Origin of the sequence: Streptomyces rhizoryzae (genome assembly GCF_023155275.1) — a bacterium.
GTDB lineage: Bacteria > Actinomycetota > Actinomycetes > Streptomycetales > Streptomycetaceae > Streptomyces > Streptomyces rhizoryzae.
In genome coordinates this window covers 47,687-67,228 of the sequence record NZ_JALMUV010000027.1, presented here as the reverse complement: position 1 = coordinate 67,228, position 19,542 = coordinate 47,687, and the positions used below count along the sequence as shown (strand labels likewise).

The window sequence follows — 19,542 nt, the reverse complement described above, 5'->3', positions numbered from 1 at the left end:
GCACCGCGGCCGTCAACTCTCGCCGGGCGGACGGCACTTGGGGCAACCGCCCGCTGCGCCCGGAAGCCCCGCCGGCGCGGCGCGCCCGCCAACGCTTCCGCCGGCACCCCCGCACACCTCCCCCGCGCCGCCCGCCCGCCCACGAAAAGCGACGACCGCGCACCCGCAGTGAGCACCAGAACAGGCGGTGACGGCGAACGCGCCCCCGCCCGCGCCCCCAGGCACTCCGCACGCCTACCCGAAGGGGTGAATCCCGCCCGCATACGACAGCGCGGGCCGGGCGGACGGCACGCCAAGCGCCCGTCCGGCCGGCCCGCGCTCCCTAGGCGAAGACCGCCAGGCTCTTGGCCCGGCCGCCCTGGTTCTCCACCAGGGCCAGGAACGTCCCGTCCGGCCCGAAGGCCGCCACCGGCCCGTCGGCCTCGAAGTGCGGCATCGGGATCCGCGCGCCGTTCAGCAGCAGCCGGGCCTGCGCCTCGGGGACGTCCCAGCGGGTGAACGCGGCGTCCGCGGCGTCCCCGAGCGGCATGACCGGCAGACCGCCGCTCTCCGGGTCGTCGACGGCCGCCTGGAGCTGCTCCAGGGTCTGCGCCCGGTCGAGCTTGTACGGCCCGACGCGGGTGCGTCGCAGCGCCGTCAGATGGCCGCCGACACCGAGCCCGGCACCGAGGTCGCGGGCGAGCGCCCGGATGTAGGTGCCGGAGGAGCAGACCACGGAGACCAGCAGATCGGTCACCGGGGTGCCGTCCTCGGCCGCCGTCTCGTGCACCGAGTGGACGGCGAACGAGGAGACGGTGACCGGCCGGGCCGGGATCTCCACGTCCTCGCCGTCCAGCACCCGCTTGTACGAGCGCTTGCCGTCGATCTTGATGGCGCTGACCTTGGACGGCACTTGCATGATCGCGCCGGAGAGCTTGGCGACCCCGGCGTCGATCTCCTCGCGGGCGATGCCGTGCGCCGCGGTGGACGCGGTGATCTCGCCCTCGGCGTCGTCGGTGACCGTGGTCTGGCCCAGCCGGACCGTCCCGACGTACTCCTTCTCCGTCAGCGCGAGGTGCCCCAGCAGCTTGGTCGCCCGCTCCAGGCCGAGGACCAGGACCCCGGTCGCCATCGGGTCCAGGGTGCCGGCGTGCCCGACCCGGCGGGTCCGGGCCATCCCGCGCATCTTCGCCACGACGTCGTGCGACGTGAAACCGGACGGCTTGTCGACGATGACCAGACCGCCCGGCTTGGTGCTCTGCCGCTTCATTCTGCCGCTGCGTCCTCGTCGTCCTCGCCGCCCGGCTTGCGGTACGGGTCCGCCTCACCGGCGTACTTCGCGCCCGAGGACGCCTGGCGCACCTGGGCGTCCGAGGCCCGGGCCCGGTCGAGCAGGTCCTCGATCGTCCGGGCGTTCTCCGGCAGGGCGTCCGCGACGAACGTCAGCGTCGGCGTGAACTTGGTGCCGGCCGCCGCACCGACCGCGGAGCGGAGCACGCCCTTGGCGCTCTCCAGCCCGGCGGCGGCGCTGGCCCGGTCCTCGTCGTCGCCGTAGACCGTGTAGAAGACCGTCGCCTCCCGCAGGTCGCCGGTGACCCGGGTGTCGGTGATGGTCACATGCGTGCCGAGCCGCGGGTCCTTGATTCCGCGCTGCAGCTTCTGGGCGACCACCTCCCGGATGAGGTCCGCCAGCTTCTTCGCCCGCGCATTGTCGGCCACTGGTCCGTCTCCTTCTTGTCTTCCACAATTGTGCTTCCACCGGCGACGAGCCGCCCGGTCGCGGGTCAGTCGTCGTCGCCGTGCAGCCGCCGGCGTACGGACAGCAGCTCCACTTCGGGCCGTGCGGCGACCAGGCGCTCGCAGCGGTCCAGGATTTCGGTGAGATGTCCGGCGTCCCCGGATACCACCGCCAGGCCGATCCGGGCCCTGCGGTACAGATCCTGGTCCCCCACCTCGGCGACGCTCACCGCGAACTTGCGGTGCAGCTCGGCCACGAGGGGGCGGACGACGGAGCGCTTCTCCTTCAGCGACCGTACGTCGCCGAGAAGCAGGTCGAAGGACAGCGTCCCTACGTACATGCACGACGGGTCAAGCCACCCGCGGGGCCTTGGGGTGCAGGGGTCATTTCGAACCGTACACGCAACGGCCGGGGCCGATCGACGGAAATATTCTCCGCCGACCGGCCCCGGACGGTGCTGCGCGTCAGCCGCGCGGCTTCTCCCGCATCTCGTAGGTCGCGATGACGTCGTCGACCTTGATGTCGTTGAAGTTGCCGAGGTTGATACCGCCCTCGAAGCCCTCGCGGATCTCGGTGACGTCGTCCTTGAAGCGGCGCAGGCCCTCGATGGTGAGGTTCTCCGCGATGACCTTGCCGTCGCGGAGCAGGCGGGCCTTGGTGTTCCGCCGGACCTCGCCGGACCGGATGAGCACACCGGCGATGTTGCCCAGCTTGGACGACTTGAAGACCTCGCGGATCTCCGCCGTACCGAGCTCGACCTCCTCGTACTCCGGCTTGAGCATGCCCTTGAGGGCCGCCTCGATCTCCTCGATCGCCTGGTAGATGACCGAGTAGTACCGGACGTCGACGCCCTCGCGCTCGGCGCGCTGGGTGGCGCGGCCCTCGGCGCGGACGTTGAAGCCGATGACGATCGCGTCGGAGCCGGTCGCCAGGTCGATGTCGGTCTCGGTGACCGCACCGACGCCGCGGTGCAGCACCCGGATGTCGACCTCCTCGCCGACGTCGAGCTGGAGCAGCGAGGACTCCAGGGCCTCGACCGAACCGGACGCGTCGCCCTTGATGATGAGGTTGAGCTGCTGGACCTCGCCCGCCTTGAGCACCTTGTCCAGGTCCTCCAGGGAGACCCGGCGGGTGCGCTTGGCGAACGCGGCGTTGCGCTCGCGGGCCGCGCGCTTCTCGGCGATCTGGCGAGCCGTGCGGTCCTCGTCGACGACCAGGAAGTTGTCGCCGGCGCCCGGGACGTTGGTCAGACCCAGGACCAGGACGGGGGTCGACGGACCCGCTTCCTCGACGTTGTTGCCCTTGTCGTCGAACATCGCGCGGACCCGGCCGTAGGCGTCGCCGGCGACCATCGTGTCGCCGACGCGCAGGGTGCCGCGCTGGACGAGGACGGTGGCCACGGCGCCGCGGCCGCGGTCGAGGTGCGCCTCGATCGCGAGACCCTGGGCGTCCTGCTCGGCGTTGGCCCGCAGGTCGAGCGCCGCGTCGGCGGTCAGGACGACCGCCTCCAGCAGCTCGTCGATGTGCAGACCCTGCTTGGCGGAGATGTCGACGAACATGGTGTCGCCGCCGTACTCCTCGGCCACCAGGCCGTACTCGGTCAGCTGACCGCGCACCTTGGTCGGGTCGGCGCCCTCGACGTCGATCTTGTTGACCGCGACCACGATCGGCACGTCGGCCGCCTTGGCGTGGTTCAGCGCCTCGATCGTCTGCGGCATCACACCGTCGTTGGCCGCCACCACGAGGATCGCGATGTCGGTCGACTTCGCACCACGGGCACGCATGGCGGTGAACGCCTCGTGACCCGGGGTGTCGATGAAGGTGATGCGGCGCTCTTCGTCGTTGACCTCGGTCGCGACCTGGTAGGCACCGATGTGCTGGGTGATGCCGCCGGCCTCGCCCGCGACCACGTTGGTCTTGCGGATCGCGTCCAGCAGGCGGGTCTTACCGTGGTCGACGTGACCCATGACGGTCACCACCGGCGGACGGGAGACCAGCATCTCCTCGCCGCCCTCGTTCTCGCCGAACTCGATGTCGAAGGACTCGAGCAGCTCGCGGTCCTCCTCCTCCGGGCTGACGATCTCGACGACGTAGTTCATCTCGTCGGCGAGCAGTTGCAGCGTCTCGTCGGAGACGGACTGCGTCGCGGTGACCATCTCGCCCAGGTTCAGCATGACCTGCACCAGGGACGCCGGGTTGGCGTTGATCTTCTCCGCGAAGTCGGTCAGCGAGGCACCGCGCGAGAGGCGAACGATCTGGCCGTTGCCCCGCGGCAGCATGATGCCGCCGACCGAGGGCGCCTGCATCGCCTCGTACTCCTGGCGGCGCTGCCGCTTCGACTTGCGGCCGCGGCGCGCCGGACCGCCGGGACGGCCGAAGGCACCCTGCGTGCCGCCACGGCCACCGGGACCGCCCGGACGGCCGCCGAAGCCGGGACGACCGCCGAAGCCGCCGCCGGCACCACCGGGACCGCCGCCACCGGGACGACCGGCGAAACCGCCGCCGCCACCACCGGGACGACCGCCACCGCCACCGGGACGGCCGGCGAAGCCGCCGCCACCGGGACGACCGCCGCCGCCACCGGGACGGCCGGCGCCGCCCGGACGGCCGCCGCCGGGACCCGGACGCGGGCCGGCGGCCGGACGCTGCGGCATCATGCCCGGGTTCGGGCGGTTACCGCCGCCGGGACGCGGGCCGGCGCCACCGCCGGGCGCGGCACCCTGCGGACGCGGCATGGAACCGGGGGTCGGACGCGGACCGCCCTGGCCCTGCGGACGCGGACCGGCCTGGCCGCCGCCCTGCGGGCGCGGACCGGGCTGGCCGGGACGCGGGGCGCCACCGGGCCGCGGGGCCTGCGGACGGGCCATGCCCGTGGAGCCACCGGAGGTGAAGGGGTTGTTGCCCGGACGGGGACCGGCCGGACGGGGGGCGCCGGGACGCGGGGCCTGGCCACCGGGGCGCGGGGCGCGCTGGCCCTGGCCGGGGGCCTGGCGGCCGCCGGGGCGCGGGCCGGGCGTGGCACCCGGGCGGGGGCCCTGCTGCGCGGCGGGCGCCGGCGCGGACGGCGGGGCCTGGAACTCCGGCTGCGCGGGCGCGGCCGGAGCGGGCTTGGGCGCCGCGGGGCGCGCCGGGGTGGGGCGCGGACCCGGGGTGGGGCCCGCGGCGGGCTTGGGGGCCGCCGGCGCCGCGGGGGCGGCGGGGGCCTCGGGGGCGGCCGGGGCCGCGGGGCCCGGCTTGGGGGCGCCCGGCTTCGGGGCAGCCGGACGGTCCCCCGCGGCGCGGGAGGTGCCGCCGGCCTGCGCCGGAGAGGGCGCGGACGGCTTCGCGGGGGCCGACTTGCGCGGCGCCGCGGGCTTGCCGGCGGAACGGCCACCGCCGCTGCCCGCCTGGAATGCGTCGGTCAGCTTGCGAACAACCGGCGCCTCGATCGTCGAGGACGCCGAACGGACGAATTCACCAAGTTCTTGGAGCTTGGCCATGACGACCTTGCTCTCCACACCGAACTCCTTGGCGAGTTCGTAAACCCGGACCTTAGCCACTTCGCTCCTTCTAGGTCCGGGTGTCCACCGGACCGTCGCTACTTCATGGGCGTACTCATCGCGTACTCATCGAGTGCTCATCGCAATCTCGACCTACTTCCGACTCGCGAGGTACCTGACCGCACGGTTTTCCGTGCGCTGTGCGTTGTCGTGCCGTGCGCTGTTGCCATGGCGGCTGCTCACTCCGCGCCCCCTTCGAGGAACCGGCGCAACTCCGCCGTCTCGAACGGGCCGCGGCCCCGGTAGGCCCGGGGAAACGCCCGGCGGCGAACCGCCAGGTCGAGGCAGACCAGTGTCCGGTGCACATAAGCACCCCGGCCGGGCAGCGTACCGCGAGGATCGGGGACACACTCGCCCTCGATCTCCACGATGCGCAGCAAATCGCCCTTGGCCGCTCGCTCCCGGCAACCCAGACATGTGCGCTCAGGGCATGCGCGGGCATGCGTCCGGCCAGACACTGCTTAAGTCTACCTCCCCACGGGCGCTCCACCCCGATGGGGTAAAGACCGAGCCGTGTTCAAGAATTCCCCGCGGGGCGCCGCGGCACCACTTGTTTTCGGCCGCTGCGCCCCGCGTACCGGTCGTCTCAGCCCTGCGCGGGTGCGTGCTCGGTGTCCGGGCGGATGTCGATCCGCCAGCCGGTGAGCCGCGCCGCGAGCCGGGCGTTCTGGCCTTCCTTGCCGATGGCCAGTGACAGCTGGTAGTCGGGGACGGTGACCCGCGCGGAGCGCGCGTTCAGGTCCACCACCTCGACCTTGTTGACCCGGGCCGGCGACAGCGCGTTCGCCACCAGCTCGGCCGGGTCGTCCGACCAGTCCACGATGTCGATCTTCTCGCCGTTCAGCTCGGCCATCACGGCCCGGACCCGTCCGCCCATCGGGCCGATGCAGGCGCCCTTGGCGTTCAGCCCGGACCGGGTCGAGCGCACCGCGATCTTCGTCCGGTGGCCGGCCTCCCGCGCGATGGCGGCGATCTCCACCGACCCGTCCGCGATCTCCGGCACCTCCATGGCGAAGAGCTTCTTCACCAGATTGGGGTGGGTGCGCGACAGGGTGACCGACGGCCCCCGGACGCCCTTGACGACCCGGACGACGTACGACCGCAGCCGGGTGCCGTGCTTGTACTCCTCGCCGGGGACCTGCTCCTGCACCGGCAGGATGGCCTCCAGCTTGCCGATGTCGACCAGGACGTTCTTGGGGTCCTTGCCCTGCTGGACGACGCCGGTGACGACATCGCCCTCGCGTCCGGCGTACTCGCCGAACGTGATCTCCTCCTCGGCGTCCCGCAGCCGTTGCAGGATGACCTGCTTGGCGGTGGTCGCCGCGATCCGCCCGAAGCCGGACGGGGTGTCGTCGAACTCGCGCGGCTCGGCACCCTCCTCCAGGTCCTCGGGGTCCTCCTTCGCCCACACCGTCACGTGCCCGGTGCTGCGGTCCAGCTCCACCCGCGCCCGGCGGCGGCTGCCCTCGGTGCGGTGGTACGCGATGAGGAGGGCCGACTCGATCGCCTCGACCAGCAGGTCGAACGAGATCTCCTTCTCCCGCACCAGACCCCGCAGGGCACTCATGTCGATGTCCACGGCTACGCCTCCTCCTTGTTCTCGTCGGTCTTCTCGCCCTGCGGCGCCCCGCCCTTGGCCGGGCGGGGGTTGAACTCCAGCTCGATGCGCGCCTTGGCGATCTCGTCGAACGCGACCCGGCGGGCGGTCGGCTTGCGGCCCTTGACGCCCGGCACTTCGAGGTCCAGGCCGGTGTCGTCCATGGCGGTGATCCGCGCCACCAGGTCGCCGCCCTCGTGGAGGCGGGCCTTGATCAGGCGGCCGACGGCGCGGCGGTAGTGCCGCGGCTCGGTCAGCGGCCGGTCGGCGCCGGGCGAGGACACCTCGAGGGTGTACGGGGCGCCGCCCATCACATCGGATTCGTCCAGCACCTCGGACGCCTCGCGGCTCAGCTCGGCGCACTCGTCCAGCTGGACGCCCTCGTCGGAATCGACCACGATCCTCAGCACCCGGCTCCGGCCGGCGGGTGTCACCTCGATCTCTTCCAGATCCAGGTCTCGCGCGGCGACGAGCGGTTCAAGCAGTCCGCGCAGCCTCTCGCTCTGGGTGGTGCTCATCCGGGTGACTCCTCGGCCGCGTGTGCTGTTGTGGTTAGGTCGCGTGTCGGGTCAAAGCCTATCGGTTCCGGCGGGGTACTGACGATTCGGCGGGTGGGCACGGATACGCTCGCCTGCGGTGATCACGACGGAAGACCCCGGGAAGTGCAACGTGCCGAAAGTGGCGCTCACACGCAGAACGACCCTGCTGGCCGGCGCCGCCCTGGGAGGCGCGGCCCTGCTCGCCGGATGCGCCGACGACAGCGCCGGGCCCGCCCCGGAGTCGGCCGAGCAGTCGGCGGCCGCACAGCGGACCCGGGCCCGCGCCGCCCGTGACAGCCGCGCGCTGCTGGCCCGCTACGACGCGACCCTCGCCGCCCACCCGGGCCTGGGCGCCCGTCTGCGCCCGCTCCGCACCGAAGTGGCCCGCCACGCCGAGGCGTTCACCGCCCCCGCGCCCTCCGCGTCCCCCTCCCCCGGCCGCGCACCGGCCCCCGTGGCCCCCCGCGTGCCCGCCGGTGAACAGGCCGCCCGCACCGCCCTCGCCGACGCGGAGCGCACCCTCGCCGACGCCCGCACCACCGCCCTGCGCACCGCGCCCCCCGAACTCGCCCGCCTCCTCGCCTCGGTCGCCGCCGCCGGAGCCGCCCACGCCTACCTCCTGACGGCCCCCGGGTGAGCGAACGCCCCCTGGCCGCGCGCGGGGACGCGAACACCCGCGCCGAGGACCGGGCCCGGGGGCGGCCCTTCCCCTTCCGTCCCCGCCACCGCCGCGTACGGCGCCCGGCGGAGCGGCGCCACACCGAAACCCCCACGCACGACAACCAGAAAGAGGCGGGATGACGACGACGGCACGCCCCCACCCCGACCACTCCGAACTCACCGCCGTTCAGGCGGCGTTGGCGGCCGAGCACGCGGCGGTGTACGGGTACGGCGTGGTCGGGGGGCGCATCGGGGCCGGGCGGCGCAAGGAGGCGCAGGGGGCGTACGACGCGCACCGGGCGCGCCGGGACGCGCTGCGGCGGACCGTACGGGACCTGGGCGGCACCCCGCAGGCCGCCGCGGCCGCGTACGCGCTGCCGTTCCCGGTGCCGGACGCGGCCGCCGCGGTGCGGCTGGCCGCGGAGCTGGAGGACCGGGTGGCGGCCGTCTACGCCGACCTCGTGCGGGCCGCCGGCGGCGCGCGCCGCACCGAGGCGGCGGCCGCGCTGCGGGAGGCGGCGGTGCGGGCGGTGCGCTGGCGGGGCAGCGGCGTAGCCTTCCCTGGGCTCGTGGAACGGGCCGCGGCGCCCGCTCCGCCGGGTGCCGCGGGACCTGATTCCGACGCGCTGTGAACGACCGGCCGCAGCCGCGGCCACTCCCCCACGAAAAGGACAGCTCAGGCATGGCAACGGCACCCATCGAACCGCCGCACCGACTGCGACGTGCACTCGGCGGCGATCGGGAGGGGCCCGCCGGGGCCTGGCTGGCCGCGCTCCCCGCGCTGGTCCGGGAACGGCTGGACGCCTGGGAACTGACGCTGGAGCGGGTGCACGAACCGGGCGGCCGCAGCTGCCTGGTGGCGTTCGTCCGGCAGGCGGACGGGACGCCGGCGGCGCTGAAGTTCCCGGTGCCGGGGCGGGCCGCGGCGCTGGAGGCGGCGGCCCTGCGGGCCTGGAACGGCTGGGGCGCGGTGCGGCTGCTGCGGGCCGACGAGGCCGGCGGTGCGCTGCTGCTGGAGCGGTTGCAGGGTGCCGTGTCGCTGCGGTCGCTGCCGGAGGCCCGGGCGCTGCTGGAGGCGGCCGGCACGGTGCGGCGGCTGTGGGTGGCGCCGCCGGAGGGGCATCCGTTCGCGTCGGTGGCGGAGCGGACCGCGGAGGACGAGGCGGCGCTGCGGGCGGCCGCCGGCCGGGCGGGCGCCGGGCCGCTGGTGGACGAGGCGCTGGAGTTGGGGCGGTCGCTGCCGGCCGGGGCGGCGGAGGAGTACCTGCTGCACGGGGCGTTCCGGCAGGGGAAGGTACTGGCCGGGGAGCGGGTGCCGTGGCTGGCGGTGGGCCCGTCGCCGCTGGTCGGTGAGCGGGCGTACGACCTGGCGCGGCTGGTGCTGGACCGGTTCGAGGACCTGCTGGCCGGGTCGGGGGCGGCCGCGGCGGCCCGGCGGCGGGTGGCGAAGCTGGCCGACTCCCTGGAGCTGGACCGGGAGCGGCTGCGCGGCTGGACGCTGTACCGCGCGGTGCGCGGGGGCGTGCGCGAGGCGGTGGCGGGCGACCGGCGGCGCGGGGAGGCGCTGCTGGAGTTCGCCGCGGCGGTCTAGGGGTGTCCGTGAAGTCCCGTCCGGCGCCCGGCCGCCCTCCGGGCGAACGACGCGACTTCACGGCCACCCCCTAGCGGGCCGGCGGCGGACGGCGGAACGGGCCGGCCGGGGCGGGGTGCCCCGGCCGGCCCGTTCGCCGGTTGTCAGGCGCCCAGGCGGGCGACGGCCTCGGCGACCGTCAGTTCCTCGCGCTCGCCGGTGCGGCGGTCCTTGACCTCGACGACGCCCTCGCCGGCGCGGCGGCCGGCCACGACGATGGTGGGCACGCCGATCAGCTCGGCGTCGGTGAACTTCACGCCGGGCGAGACGCCGGGCCGGTCGTCGACCAGGACGCGCAGGCCGGCGTCGGCGAGCTGCTCGGAGATCTCCAGGGCGAGTTCGGTCTGCTTGGCCTTGCCGGCCGCGACGACGTGGACGTCGGCGGGCGCGACCTCGCGGGGCCAGCACAGGCCCTGCTCGTCGGCGTGCTGCTCGGCCAGGGCGGCGACCGCGCGGGAGACGCCGATGCCGTACGAGCCCATGGTCACCCGGACCGGCTTGCCGTTCTGGCCGAGCACGTCGAGCTGGAAGGCGTCGGCGTACTTGCGGCCGAGCTGGAAGATGTGGCCGATCTCGATGGCGCGGTCCAGCTTGAGGCCGGTGCCGCAGTTCGGGCAGGGGTCGCCCTCCTGGACGACGACCACGTCGACGTACGCGTCGACCTCGAAGTCGCGGCCGGCGACGACGTTCCTGGCGTGCACGCCGTCCTTGTTGGCGCCGGTGATCCAGGCGGTGCCGGGGGCGACGCGCGGGTCGGCGAGGTAGGTGACCTCGTCCAGGCCCTGCGGGCCGACGTAGCCGCGGACCAGGTCGTCGCGGCCGACGAAGTCCTCGGCGGTGACCAGCTCGACGGCGGCGGGGGCGAAGTGCGCCTCGACCTTGCCCATGTCGACCTCGCGGTCGCCCGGGACGCCCACCGCGACGATCTCGCCGTCCACCTTGACCAGGAGGTTCTTCAGCGTCGCGGAGGCCGGGACGCCGAGGTGCGCGGCGAGGGTCTCGATGGTCGGGGTGTCCGGCGTGGGGATCTCCTCGGCCGCGGGGACGCCGGCGGCGTCCACCGGCGTCAGGGCGTAGGTGATCGCCTCGGTGTTGGCGGCGTAGTCGCAGGCCGGGCAGTCGGCGAAGGTGTCCTCGCCGGCCGCGGCGGGGGCCAGGAACTCCTCGGACTTGGAGCCGCCCATGGCGCCGGCGGTGGCCGCGCAGATGCGGTAGTCGAGGCCGAGGCGCGCGAAGATCCGCTGATAAGCGGCGCGGTGCAGCGCGTAGGACTCGGCCAGGCCCTCGTCGGCGAGGTCGAAGGAGTAGGAGTCCTTCATCTGGAACTCGCGGCCGCGCAGGATGCCGGCGCGCGGGCGGGCCTCGTCGCGGTACTTGGTCTGGATCTGGTACAGCACCACCGGCAGGTCCTTGTAGGACGTGCACTGGTCCTTCACCAGCTGGGTGAAGATCTCCTCGTGGGTGGGGCCGAGGAGGTAGTCGCCGCCCCTGCGGTCCTGGAGGCGGAAGAGCTCGGCGCCGTACTCGTCCCAGCGGCCGGTCGCCTCGTACGGCTCCTTCGGCAGCAGGGCGGGCAGCAGGACCTCCTGGCCGCCGATGGCGTCCATCTCCTCGCGCACGATCCGCTCGACGTTGGCGAGGACCTTCTTGCCGAGGGGCAGCCAGGACCAGACACCGGCCGCGGTGCGGCGCACGTAGCCGGCGCGCACCAGCAGCTTGTGGCTGAGCACCTCGGCGTCGGCCGGGTCGTCGCGCAGTGTCTTGACCATCAAGCGGGACATGCGCTGGACCTGTGCGGCGTGGGCCATGGGAGTTTCTCCTGCGTAAGAAAAGTGACTCCCTGGAGGTTAGCCGTACGGGGGTGGCGGGCGAAAATGCGTATCGCTCCGCGTGGGGGCCACCCACGATGCCGGGTGCCGCGCCGTGGGGGGGTTGCGCCTTCGGCGGGGGCCGCTGCGCGGGGCTTTCGGGGCGCGGGGACGGGGTTGCGGGGTGGGGGTTCGCGTGGGTGGTGCGGTTGCGGTTTCCGGAGGTGGCTGGTTTCCGGTGGGGGTCAGGGGCGTTTCAGGGGGAGGGGGGCGCCCATGACGGCGTACGGGGTGGGGGCGCTGGGGAAGAGGACGCGGCGGGCGAGGTCCTCGTAGCCCAGGGAGTGGTAGAGGGCGCGGGCGGGGCTGTCGGTGTCGATGGCGGAGAGGATGCTGCGGGGTTCGGCGGCCTCGTCGGTGATCCGGGTGATCAGGGCGCGGCCGATGCCGCGGTTCTGGTGCGCCGGGTGGACGTGGAGTTCGGTGATGACGAAGGAGTCGTCGAGCCAGTGGTCCAGGCCCTGGCAGCGGAGGTAGGGCTCGACGACGGTGGACCACCAGTGGGTGCGGTCGTTGGGCATGCCGTAGACGAAGCCGACGAGGCGGCCGCCGGGGGTGGTGGCGCCGAGGGCCCGGGCGCCGGGGCAGCCGAGGTGGCGGAGCACGATGTGGCGGCGCACGGCGATCTCGTCGTCGGTGAGGCCGAAGGCCAGGGCTTGCACGGCGAGCGCGTCGTCCACGCGGGCAGCGAGATCCAGGGGGCCGACCGCGACGTCATCCATGTTCGGAGCGTACAAGGCGGCGGCTCAGAACAGTACGCTCATGAATGCGCCGACTTCCTCGAAGCCGACCCTGCGGTAGGCCGCGCGGGCGGCCGTGTTGTAGTCGTTGACGTAGAGGCTGACGACCGGGGCGACGTCGCGGAGGGCGTAGCGGAGCACGGCGGCCATACCGGTCTCGGAGAGGCCCCGGCCGCGGTGCGCGGGGTCGACCCAGACGCCCTGGATCTGGCAGGCGAGCGGGGTGGCCGCGCCGATCTCGGCCTTGAAGATCACCTTGCCGTCCTCGATGCGGGCGAAGGAGCGGCCGGCGCCGACGAGTTCGGCGACGCGTGCCTGGTAGAGCAGGCCGCCGTCGCCGGCGAGCGGGGAGATGCCGACCTCTTCGGTGAACATGGCGACGCAGGCCGGCATGATCAGGTCCAGTTCGTCCTTGCGGATGCGGCGGACGCGGGGGTCGGGGGCGATCTCGGCCGACGGGCCGCGGGTGACCATCAGGGGCTGGTGGGCGCGGATCTCGCGGGCCGGGCCCCAGTGCGGCTCCAGCAGGGACCACAGGGCGGCGGTGGGGCCGGCCGGGCCGACGATGGAGGAGCAGCGGCGGCCCTGGCGGCGGGCGCGTTCGGCGAAGCCGCGGACGGCTTCGGGGGTGGCGCAGACGGGGACGAGGTTGGCGCCGGCGTAACAGAGGGATTCCAGCCGGCCGTCGGCGTACCAGCCCCACATCTCGCCGCCGAGCCGCCAGGGGTCGAGGCCGGCGACCTGGACGCGGGCGGCGACGAAGGCGTTGGCGACCGGTTCGCGGTCCAGGACCGCGAGGGCCTCGTCGAGCTCTCCCGGATCGAGGACCTTGAGGGTGGTGGTCGTCAGCACGTGTCGGAATGCCTCACCGTTGCGGGGCCTGGGAGGCCGGGCGGTAGCGGGTCCTGGCACTGTACCTCCACCGGCCCGGAGCTACCCGGGGGCGGGGGGCGGCCGGCAGCGGACGGCGGGGCCGGGCGGGAATTCCGCCCGGCCCCGCCACGTTGTGGCCCCGCAGGGGGCGCCGCCGCCCCTTACGGGATCCGTTCGCCCGGCCCCTAGGGAGATCCGTTCGCCCCGCCCTGAGGGATCGGCGTCGCGCCCCGGTGGGTCAGCCGGCCGCGGTGACGACGGGTTCGCCGGAGGCGATGCCGTCGGCCTCCATCTGGGCGGCGATCTTCATGGCCTCTTCGATGAGGGTCTCGACGATCTTCGACTCGGGGACGGTCTTGATGACCTCGCCCTTGACGAAGATCTGGCCCTTGCCGTTGCCGGAGGCGACACCGAGGTCGGCCTCGCGGGCCTCGCCGGGGCCGTTGACGACGCAGCCCATGACGGCGACGCGGAGCGGCACCTCCATGCCCTCCAGGCCGGCGGTGACCTCGTCGGCGAGCTTGTAGACGTCGACCTGGGCGCGGCCGCAGGAGGGGCAGGAGACGATCTCCAGGCGGCGCGGGCGGAGGTTGAGCGACTCCAGGATCTGGATGCCGACCTTGACCTCCTCGACGGGCGGCGCGGAGAGCGAGACCCGGATGGTGTCGCCGATGCCCTCGCTGAGCAGGGCGCCGAAGGCGACCGCCGACTTGATCGTGCCCTGGAACGCCGGGCCGGCCTCGGTCACGCCGAGGTGGAGGGGGTAGTCGCAGGCGGCGGCAAGCCGGCGGTAGGCGTTGACCATCACGACCGGGTCGTTGTGCTTGACCGAGATCTTGATGTCCCGGAAGCCGTGCTCCTCGAAGAGGGACGCCTCCCACAGGGCGGACTCGACCAGCGCCTCGGGGGTGGCCTTGCCGTACTTCTGGAGCAGCCGCCGGTCCAGGGAGCCGGCGTTGACGCCGATCCGGATCGGGGTGCCGGCGTCGGAGGCCGCCTTGGCGATCTCCTTGACCTTGTCGTCGAACTGCTTGATGTTGCCCGGGTTCACGCGGACCGCGGCGCAGCCGGCGTCGATCGCGGCGAAGACGTACTTGGGCTGGAAGTGGATGTCCGCGATGACCGGGATCTGCGACTTCCTGGCGATCACCGGCAGCGCGTCGGCGTCGTCCTGGGTCGGGCAGGCGACGCGGACGATCTGGCAGCCGGCGGCGGTCAGCTCGGCGATCTGCTGGAGGGTGGCGCCGATGTCGGACGTCCGGGTGGTCGTCATCGACTGCACCGAGACCGGTGCGTCTCCGCCCACGGCGACCGAACCGACCTGGATCTTGCGGCTGACCCGGCGGTCGGCGAGCTTGGTCGGTACGTCCGGCATTCCCAGTGCGATGGCAGTCATCTGGCGAGCAACCCCAAGGTGATGGATCAAGGCCCGGATTCGGCGGGCTTCCGGTCATCGAGACTACGGCACCCGCCTCGCCCGAGGCACATCGAACCCTTGCGCCCCCCTGAAGGAGGCGGCCGGGCACGCCCATACGGGGCAGCGCGCCCGGCCGGTCCTGCGCGGATCAGGTCAGCTTGACCGGGTTCACCACGTCGGCGACCAGTACCAGCAGGGTGAAGCAGATGAAGATCCCGGCGACGACGTAGGCGACCGGCATCAGCTTGGCGACGTCGAAGGGGCCGGGGTCGGGGCGCCGGACGACCCGGGCGAAGGCGCGCCGCAGCGACTCCCACAGGGCGCCGGCGATGTGGCCGCCATCCAGCGGGAGCAGCGGCAGCATGTTGAACAGGAACAGCGAGAGGTTGAAGCCGGCGACCAGGAAGAGCATGGTCGCCACCCGCTGCTCCGGCGGGATGTGCAGGGAGAACACCTCGCCGCCGACCCGGGCCGCGCCGACCACGCCCATCGGGGAGTCCTGCTTGCGCTCGGCGCCGTTGAAGGCCGCGTTCCACAGGTCGGGGATCTTGGCGGGAACGTTTATCAGCGACTGGACGCCCTGCTGGACCATGTTGCCCATGCGGTCGACGGACTGGCCGAAGGTCTGCTTGACGACGCCGCTGGCCGGGGTGAAGCCGAGGAAGCCGGCGGTGACGTACTGGCCGGGGACGTAGCCGCCGTGGCCGTCGGTCCTGGCGACCTTGTTCTCGATGAGGTCGGCGTGCAGGGTGACCTTGGTGCCGTCGCGTTCGACGAGGAGGGTGGCGGGTCCGGTGGTGCGGCGGATCTGCTCCTGGAGGGTGTTCCAGTCGGGGACGGCCCGGCCGTCGAACGCCACGATCTTGTCGCCGGCGCGCAGGCCGGCCGCCTTGGCCGGGGAGTCCTTGGCGCCGGCCGGGCACTTGTCGGTCTTGGCGGAGGCCGCGATGACGCAGTCGGAGACCGAGCTGACCTGGGTGGTCTGGGTGTTGATGCCGAAGCCCATCAGCACGCTCATGAAGATCGCCACGGCCAGGACGAGGTTCATGAACGGCCCGGCGAACATCACGATGACGCGCTTCCAGGGCTTGCGGGTGTAGAAGAGCCGGTGCTCGTCGCCGGGCTGGAGCTCTTCGAAGGCCGCCTCGCGGGCGTCCTCGATCATGCCGCGGAACGGCGAGGTGGAGCGGGCCTGGAGCTTGCCGTCGTCACCGGGCGGGAACATGCCGATCATGCGGATGTAGCCGCCGAGCGGGATCGCCTTGATGCCGTACTCGGTGTCGCCCTTCCTGCGGGAGAAGATCGTCGGTCCGAAGCCCACCATGTACTGGGGTACGCGGATGCCGAACATCTTGGCCGTGGTGAGGTGGCCGAGTTCGTGCCAGGCGATGGAGAACAGCAGGCCGACGACGAAGACGACTATGCCGAGAAGGGTCATCCAGGTCGTCATGCGCGGGCCTCCGACGGTGTGCGGGCCGCCGCGGCGGCCAGTTCGCGGGCGCGGGCGCGCGCCCAGGTCTCGGCCTCCAGGACGTCCGCCACGGTCAGGGAGGTTCCGCCGCCGGGGTGCGGTCCGTCGGCGTTGTGCGTCATCACCACTCCGGATGCCAGCCCTTCGTCGACCACTGCGGCGACCGTATCCACAATCCCTGTGAACGGCAGCCCGCCCGCCAGGAACGCCGCGACGCACTCCTCGTTGGCGGCGTTGAAGACGGCCGGGGCGGTGCCGCCGAGGTCGCCGACCCGGCAGGCCAGCGGGACGGAGGGGAAGGCGTCCTCGTCGAGGGGGAAGAAGTCCCAGCTCCGGGCGGTGCTCCAGTCGACGCCGGGGGCGGCGGCGGGGACCCGCTCGGGCCAGCCGAGACCCAGGGAGATGGGCATGCACATGTCGGGCGGGCTGACCTGGGCGAGGGTGGAGCCGTCGGTGAACTCCACCATCGAGTGGACGTAGGACTGCGGGTGGACGACGACCTCGATGCGGTCGAAGGGGACGTCGAAGAGCAGGTGCGCCTCGATGACCTCCAGGCCCTTGTTGACCAGGGTGGCGGAGTTGATGGTGACGACCGGGCCCATCGACCAGGTGGGGTGGGCGAGCGCCTGCTCGGGGGTGACCCCGGCGAGTTCGGCCCGGGTGCGGCCGCGGAACGGGCCGCCGGAGGCGGTGACCACCAGCTTGCCGACCTCGGCGCGGGTGCCGCCGGCCAGGGCCTGGAAGAGCGCGGAGTGCTCGGAGTCGACGGGGATGATCTGGCCGGGCCGGGCGAGGGCCTTGACCAGGGGGCCGCCGACGATCAGCGATTCCTTGTTGGCCAGGGCGAGCACCCGGCCGGCCTTGAGGGCGGCGAGGGTGGGGGCCAGGCCGATGGAGCCGGTGATGCCGTTGAGGACGGTGTGGCAGGGGAAGGCGGCCAGTTCGGTGGCCGCGTCGGGGCCGGCCAGGATCTCCGGCAGCGGCTCCCCCGCGCCGTAGCGCGCGGCGAGCGCCTCGCGGAGCGCGGGCACCGCCGCCTCGCGCGAGACCGCGACGGCGGTCACCCGCAGCCGGTGCGCCTGCTCGGCGAGGAGGCCGACCCGGCCGCCGGCCGCGGCGAGCGCGGTGACCCGGAAGCGGCCGGGGTTGCGCAGCACGATGTCGATGGCCTGGGTGCCGATCGATCCGGTCGAGCCGAGGATCACGATCTCCCGGGGGCCGGCCGGGTCACCAAAGGCGGAGCCGCCGGTGGTCGGCTCGAAGCGCAGGTGCGGGTGGGCGAGGGTGTCCGTCATGCGGTCCATTGTGGCCGGTCGGCGGGGCGGGGCGGCCACCGAGGGCCGCGGCGCCCCGTACGGGCGACGGGCGGGGTGCCCGTACGGGGCGCGGCGGGGACGCCCAGGGGTTCACCGGAAGGGGCGGCGGGCGTTGTCCTTGGTGCTCCGGCCGGGGGCGGCGTCGGCGATCCAGGGGCCGTCGCCGCTGGGGTCGACGACGCCCTCCTCCAGCCAGGTGTAGTTACCGCCGAGGACGCCGGAGACGACCTTGCGGTCCAGTTCGTCGGTGTTGGTCCACAGCCGGTGGAACAGTTCCTCGACGCGGATCCGGGCCTGGCGGCAGAAGGCGTCGGCGAGCTGGTACGCCTCCCGGCCGTGGCCGCCGGTCAGCCGCAGGTGCTCGGCCCGGACGCAGGCCGCGCTCATCGCGAACAGCTCGGCGCCGATGTCGACGATCCGGCCGAGGAAGCCCTGCTTGGTCTCCATCTTCCCCTGCCAGCGGGACATCGCGTAGAAGGTGGACCGGGCGAGCTTGCGGGAGGTCCGCTCGACGTACCGCAGGTGGCCCGCGAGGTCGCCGAACTCCTGGTAGGTGCGCGGGAGCTGGCCGGGCCCGGCGACGAGTTTGGGCAGCCAGCGGGCGTAGAAGCCGCCGGCCTTGGCGGCCGCCCGGCCCTTGTCGGCGAGGGTCTTGTCGGGGTCGATCAGGTCGCCGGCGACGGAGAGGTGGGCGTCGACCGCCTCGCGGGCGATCAGCAGGTGCATGATCTCGGTGGAGCCCTCGAAGATGCGGTTGATGCGCATGTCGCGGAGCATCTGCTCGGCGGGAACGGGGCGTTCGCCGCGGGCGGCGAGCGAGTCGGCGGTCTCGAAGCCGCGGCCGCCGCGGATCTGGACCAGTTCGTCGGCCATCCGCCAGCCCATCTCGGAGCCGTAGAGCTTGGCGAGGGCGGCCTCGATGCGGATGTCGTTGCGGTCCTCGTCGGCCATCTGGGAGGCGAGGTCGACGACCGCCTCCAGGGCGAAGGTGGTGGCGGCGATGAAGGAGATCTTGGCGCCGACCGCCTCGTGCCGGGCGATCGGGCGGCCCCACTGCTCGCGGACGCCGGACCACTCGCGGGCGATCTTCAGGCACCACTTTCCGGTGCCGGCGCACATCGCCGGCAGCGAGAGCCGGCCGGTGTTGAGGGTGGTCAGGGCGATCTTCAGGCCGGCGCCCTCGGGGCCGATGCGGTTCGCGGCCGGGACGCGCACCCGGTGGAAGCGGGTGACGCCGTTCTCCAGGCCGCGCAGGCCCATGAAGGCGTTGCGGTTCTCGACGGTGATGCCGGGCGCGTCGGCCTCGACGACGAAGGCGGTGATACCGCCCTTGCGGCCCTCGGAGGCGGGCACCCGGGCCATCACGACCAGCAGGTCGGCGACCACGCCGTTGGTGGTCCACAGCTTCACGCCGTCCAGCACGTAGGCGTCGCCGTCGCGTACGGCGGTGGTGGCCAGCCGGGCCGGGTCGGAACCGACGTCGGGCTCGGTGAGCAGGAAGGCGGAGATGTCGGTGCGGGCCAGCCGCGGCAGGAAGGTCTCCTTCTGCTCCTGGGTGCCGAAGAGCTTCAGCGGCTGCGGTACGCCGATCGACTGGTGCGCGGAGAGCAGTGCGCCGATCGCCGGGCTGGCCGAGCCGGCCAGGGCCAGGGCGCGGTTGTAGTAGACCTGGGTGAGGCCGAGGCCGCCGTACTTGGGGTCGATCTTCATGCCGAGGGCGCCCAGTTCCTTCAGGCCGCGGACGGTCTCGTCCGGGATGCGGCCCTCCCGTTCGATGCGGGCGCCGTCGATCTCGTTCTCGCAGAACTCCCGCAGGGTGGCCAGGAACTTCTCGCCGCGCCGGACGTCCTCGACGTCAGGGGTGGGGTGCGGATGGATGAGGTCGAGCCGGAAGCGCCCCAGGAACAGCTCCTTGGCGAAGCTGGGCTTGTGCCAGTCCTGTTCGCGGGCCGCCTCGGCGACCTGGCGCGCTTCGCGCTCGGAGACGTTGCGGATGGACGGAGCGGTCATCGGGAGCTCACCTCGCCGCGATCGGGAGTTCTGCCGGCGGGCCGGTCGGCCGCCGGGCAGTGCTACTTGTGAGAGTTACCCGATCTGCACCGGTTGCACCAGCGGAAGCCGGCCGCCCCGGGCCCGGTCCGGGGCGGGCGCACGGGGGCCGGAACCCCGCCTTCC

General features: G+C 73.3%; 17 protein-coding genes. 3 read left to right on the top strand and 14 right to left on the bottom strand.

Going from position 1 to position 19,542, the window contains the following annotated elements; genetic code table 11:
* Positions 1-322 precede the first annotated feature (322 nt).
* The 7 genes from truB to rimP all read right to left on the bottom strand — a co-directional run bounded on the left by truB (position 323) and on the right by rimP (position 7,371).
* Positions 323-1,249 (bottom strand): tRNA pseudouridine(55) synthase TruB, encoded by a 927-nt coding sequence (gene truB / locus MUU72_RS21350; protein WP_248014947.1) that lies wholly within the window; start codon positions 1,247-1,249, stop codon positions 323-325.
* Complete coding sequence (rbfA, locus tag MUU72_RS21345; protein WP_248014946.1) at positions 1,246-1,698, bottom strand: 30S ribosome-binding factor RbfA; 453 nt, start codon at positions 1,696-1,698, stop codon at positions 1,246-1,248. The genes truB and rbfA overlap by 4 nt, the downstream gene beginning before the upstream one ends.
* A gap of 65 nt (positions 1,699-1,763) precedes the next feature.
* Positions 1,764-2,057, bottom strand: coding sequence for a DUF503 domain-containing protein (locus MUU72_RS21340; RefSeq protein ID WP_248014945.1), 294 nt, complete (start codon positions 2,055-2,057; stop codon positions 1,764-1,766).
* Between the two features lie 124 nt (positions 2,058-2,181).
* Entirely contained in the window at positions 2,182-5,256 is a 3,075-nt protein-coding gene (gene infB / locus MUU72_RS21335) for a translation initiation factor IF-2 (protein WP_248014944.1), read from the bottom strand.
* A gap of 179 nt (positions 5,257-5,435) precedes the next feature.
* Positions 5,436-5,714 carry a YlxR family protein gene (locus tag MUU72_RS21330; RefSeq protein WP_248014943.1) on the bottom strand — a complete coding sequence of 93 codons (279 nt, stop codon included), beginning with the start codon at positions 5,712-5,714 and terminating at the stop codon, positions 5,436-5,438.
* A 128-nt stretch (positions 5,715-5,842) separates the two neighbouring features.
* Entirely contained in the window at positions 5,843-6,835 is a 993-nt protein-coding gene (nusA, locus tag MUU72_RS21325) for a transcription termination factor NusA (RefSeq protein WP_248014942.1), read from the bottom strand.
* A 2-nt stretch (positions 6,836-6,837) separates the two neighbouring features.
* Positions 6,838-7,371 carry a ribosome maturation factor RimP gene (gene rimP, locus MUU72_RS21320; protein ID WP_248014941.1) on the bottom strand — a complete coding sequence of 178 codons (534 nt, stop codon included), beginning with the start codon at positions 7,369-7,371 and terminating at the stop codon, positions 6,838-6,840.
* A gap of 160 nt (positions 7,372-7,531) precedes the next feature.
* Here rimP and MUU72_RS21315 point away from each other — a divergent pair, with 160 nt between their 5' ends.
* The 3 genes from MUU72_RS21315 to MUU72_RS21305 all read left to right on the top strand — a co-directional run bounded on the left by MUU72_RS21315 (position 7,532) and on the right by MUU72_RS21305 (position 9,643).
* The gene (locus MUU72_RS21315) at positions 7,532-8,029 is read left to right on the top strand and encodes a hypothetical protein (protein WP_248014982.1); all 498 of its coding nucleotides are present in this window, start codon (positions 7,532-7,534) and stop codon (positions 8,027-8,029) included.
* A gap of 160 nt (positions 8,030-8,189) precedes the next feature.
* Positions 8,190-8,684, top strand: coding sequence for a ferritin-like domain-containing protein (locus MUU72_RS21310; protein ID WP_248014940.1), 495 nt, complete (start codon positions 8,190-8,192; stop codon positions 8,682-8,684).
* 50 nt (positions 8,685-8,734) lie between these two features.
* Positions 8,735-9,643, top strand: a complete 909-nt coding sequence (locus MUU72_RS21305; protein ID WP_248014939.1) for an aminoglycoside phosphotransferase family protein — start codon at positions 8,735-8,737, stop codon at positions 9,641-9,643.
* Positions 9,644-9,786: 143 nt separating this feature from the next.
* Here MUU72_RS21305 and MUU72_RS21300 read toward each other — a convergent pair whose 3' ends face one another.
* From MUU72_RS21300 to MUU72_RS21270, 7 genes are all read right to left on the bottom strand, one after another.
* Positions 9,787-11,490, bottom strand: a complete 1,704-nt coding sequence (locus tag MUU72_RS21300; RefSeq protein ID WP_248014938.1) for a proline--tRNA ligase — start codon at positions 11,488-11,490, stop codon at positions 9,787-9,789.
* Between the two features lie 245 nt (positions 11,491-11,735).
* The gene (locus MUU72_RS21295) at positions 11,736-12,272 is read right to left on the bottom strand and encodes a GNAT family N-acetyltransferase (protein ID WP_248014937.1); all 537 of its coding nucleotides are present in this window, start codon (positions 12,270-12,272) and stop codon (positions 11,736-11,738) included.
* A gap of 24 nt (positions 12,273-12,296) precedes the next feature.
* Positions 12,297-13,142: a GNAT family N-acetyltransferase gene (locus MUU72_RS21290; protein ID WP_248014936.1), complete on the bottom strand. Its 846-nt coding sequence runs from the start codon at positions 13,140-13,142 to the stop codon at positions 12,297-12,299.
* A gap of 259 nt (positions 13,143-13,401) precedes the next feature.
* The gene (ispG, locus tag MUU72_RS21285) at positions 13,402-14,559 is read right to left on the bottom strand and encodes a flavodoxin-dependent (E)-4-hydroxy-3-methylbut-2-enyl-diphosphate synthase (protein ID WP_248014935.1); all 1,158 of its coding nucleotides are present in this window, start codon (positions 14,557-14,559) and stop codon (positions 13,402-13,404) included.
* 169 nt (positions 14,560-14,728) lie between these two features.
* On the bottom strand, positions 14,729-16,030 hold the full coding sequence (locus MUU72_RS21280; protein ID WP_248014934.1) for a M50 family metallopeptidase: 1,302 nt from the start codon (positions 16,028-16,030) through the stop codon (positions 14,729-14,731).
* Entirely contained in the window at positions 16,027-17,346 is a 1,320-nt protein-coding gene (gene dxr, locus MUU72_RS21275) for a 1-deoxy-D-xylulose-5-phosphate reductoisomerase (RefSeq protein ID WP_248014933.1), read from the bottom strand. Before dxr ends, MUU72_RS21280 begins: the two co-directional genes overlap by 4 nt.
* Positions 17,347-17,457: 111 nt before the next feature.
* The gene (locus tag MUU72_RS21270) at positions 17,458-19,377 is read right to left on the bottom strand and encodes an acyl-CoA dehydrogenase family protein (RefSeq protein ID WP_248014932.1); all 1,920 of its coding nucleotides are present in this window, start codon (positions 19,375-19,377) and stop codon (positions 17,458-17,460) included.
* Positions 19,378-19,542 lie beyond the last annotated feature (165 nt).

Excerpts from the sequence above, each read along its gene's own strand:
- truB (WP_248014947.1), bottom strand. The coding sequence starts at position 1,249 with ATGAAGCGGCAGAGCACCAAGCCGGGCGGTCTGGTCATCGTCGACAAG.
- MUU72_RS21340 (WP_248014945.1), bottom strand. The coding sequence starts at position 2,057 with ATGTACGTAGGGACGCTGTCCTTCGACCTGCTTCTCGGCGACGTACGG.
- rimP (WP_248014941.1), bottom strand. The coding sequence starts at position 7,371 with ATGAGCACCACCCAGAGCGAGAGGCTGCGCGGACTGCTTGAACCGCTC.
- MUU72_RS21310 (WP_248014940.1), top strand. The coding sequence starts at position 8,190 with ATGACGACGACGGCACGCCCCCACCCCGACCACTCCGAACTCACCGCC.
- MUU72_RS21305 (WP_248014939.1), top strand. The coding sequence starts at position 8,735 with ATGGCAACGGCACCCATCGAACCGCCGCACCGACTGCGACGTGCACTC.
- MUU72_RS21300 (WP_248014938.1), bottom strand. The coding sequence starts at position 11,490 with ATGGCCCACGCCGCACAGGTCCAGCGCATGTCCCGCTTGATGGTCAAG.
- MUU72_RS21295 (WP_248014937.1), bottom strand. The coding sequence starts at position 12,272 with ATGGATGACGTCGCGGTCGGCCCCCTGGATCTCGCTGCCCGCGTGGAC.
- ispG (WP_248014935.1), bottom strand. The coding sequence starts at position 14,559 with ATGACTGCCATCGCACTGGGAATGCCGGACGTACCGACCAAGCTCGCC.
- MUU72_RS21280 (WP_248014934.1), bottom strand. The coding sequence starts at position 16,030 with ATGACGACCTGGATGACCCTTCTCGGCATAGTCGTCTTCGTCGTCGGC.
- dxr (WP_248014933.1), bottom strand. The coding sequence starts at position 17,346 with ATGACGGACACCCTCGCCCACCCGCACCTGCGCTTCGAGCCGACCACC.
- MUU72_RS21270 (WP_248014932.1), bottom strand. The coding sequence starts at position 19,377 with ATGACCGCTCCGTCCATCCGCAACGTCTCCGAGCGCGAAGCGCGCCAG.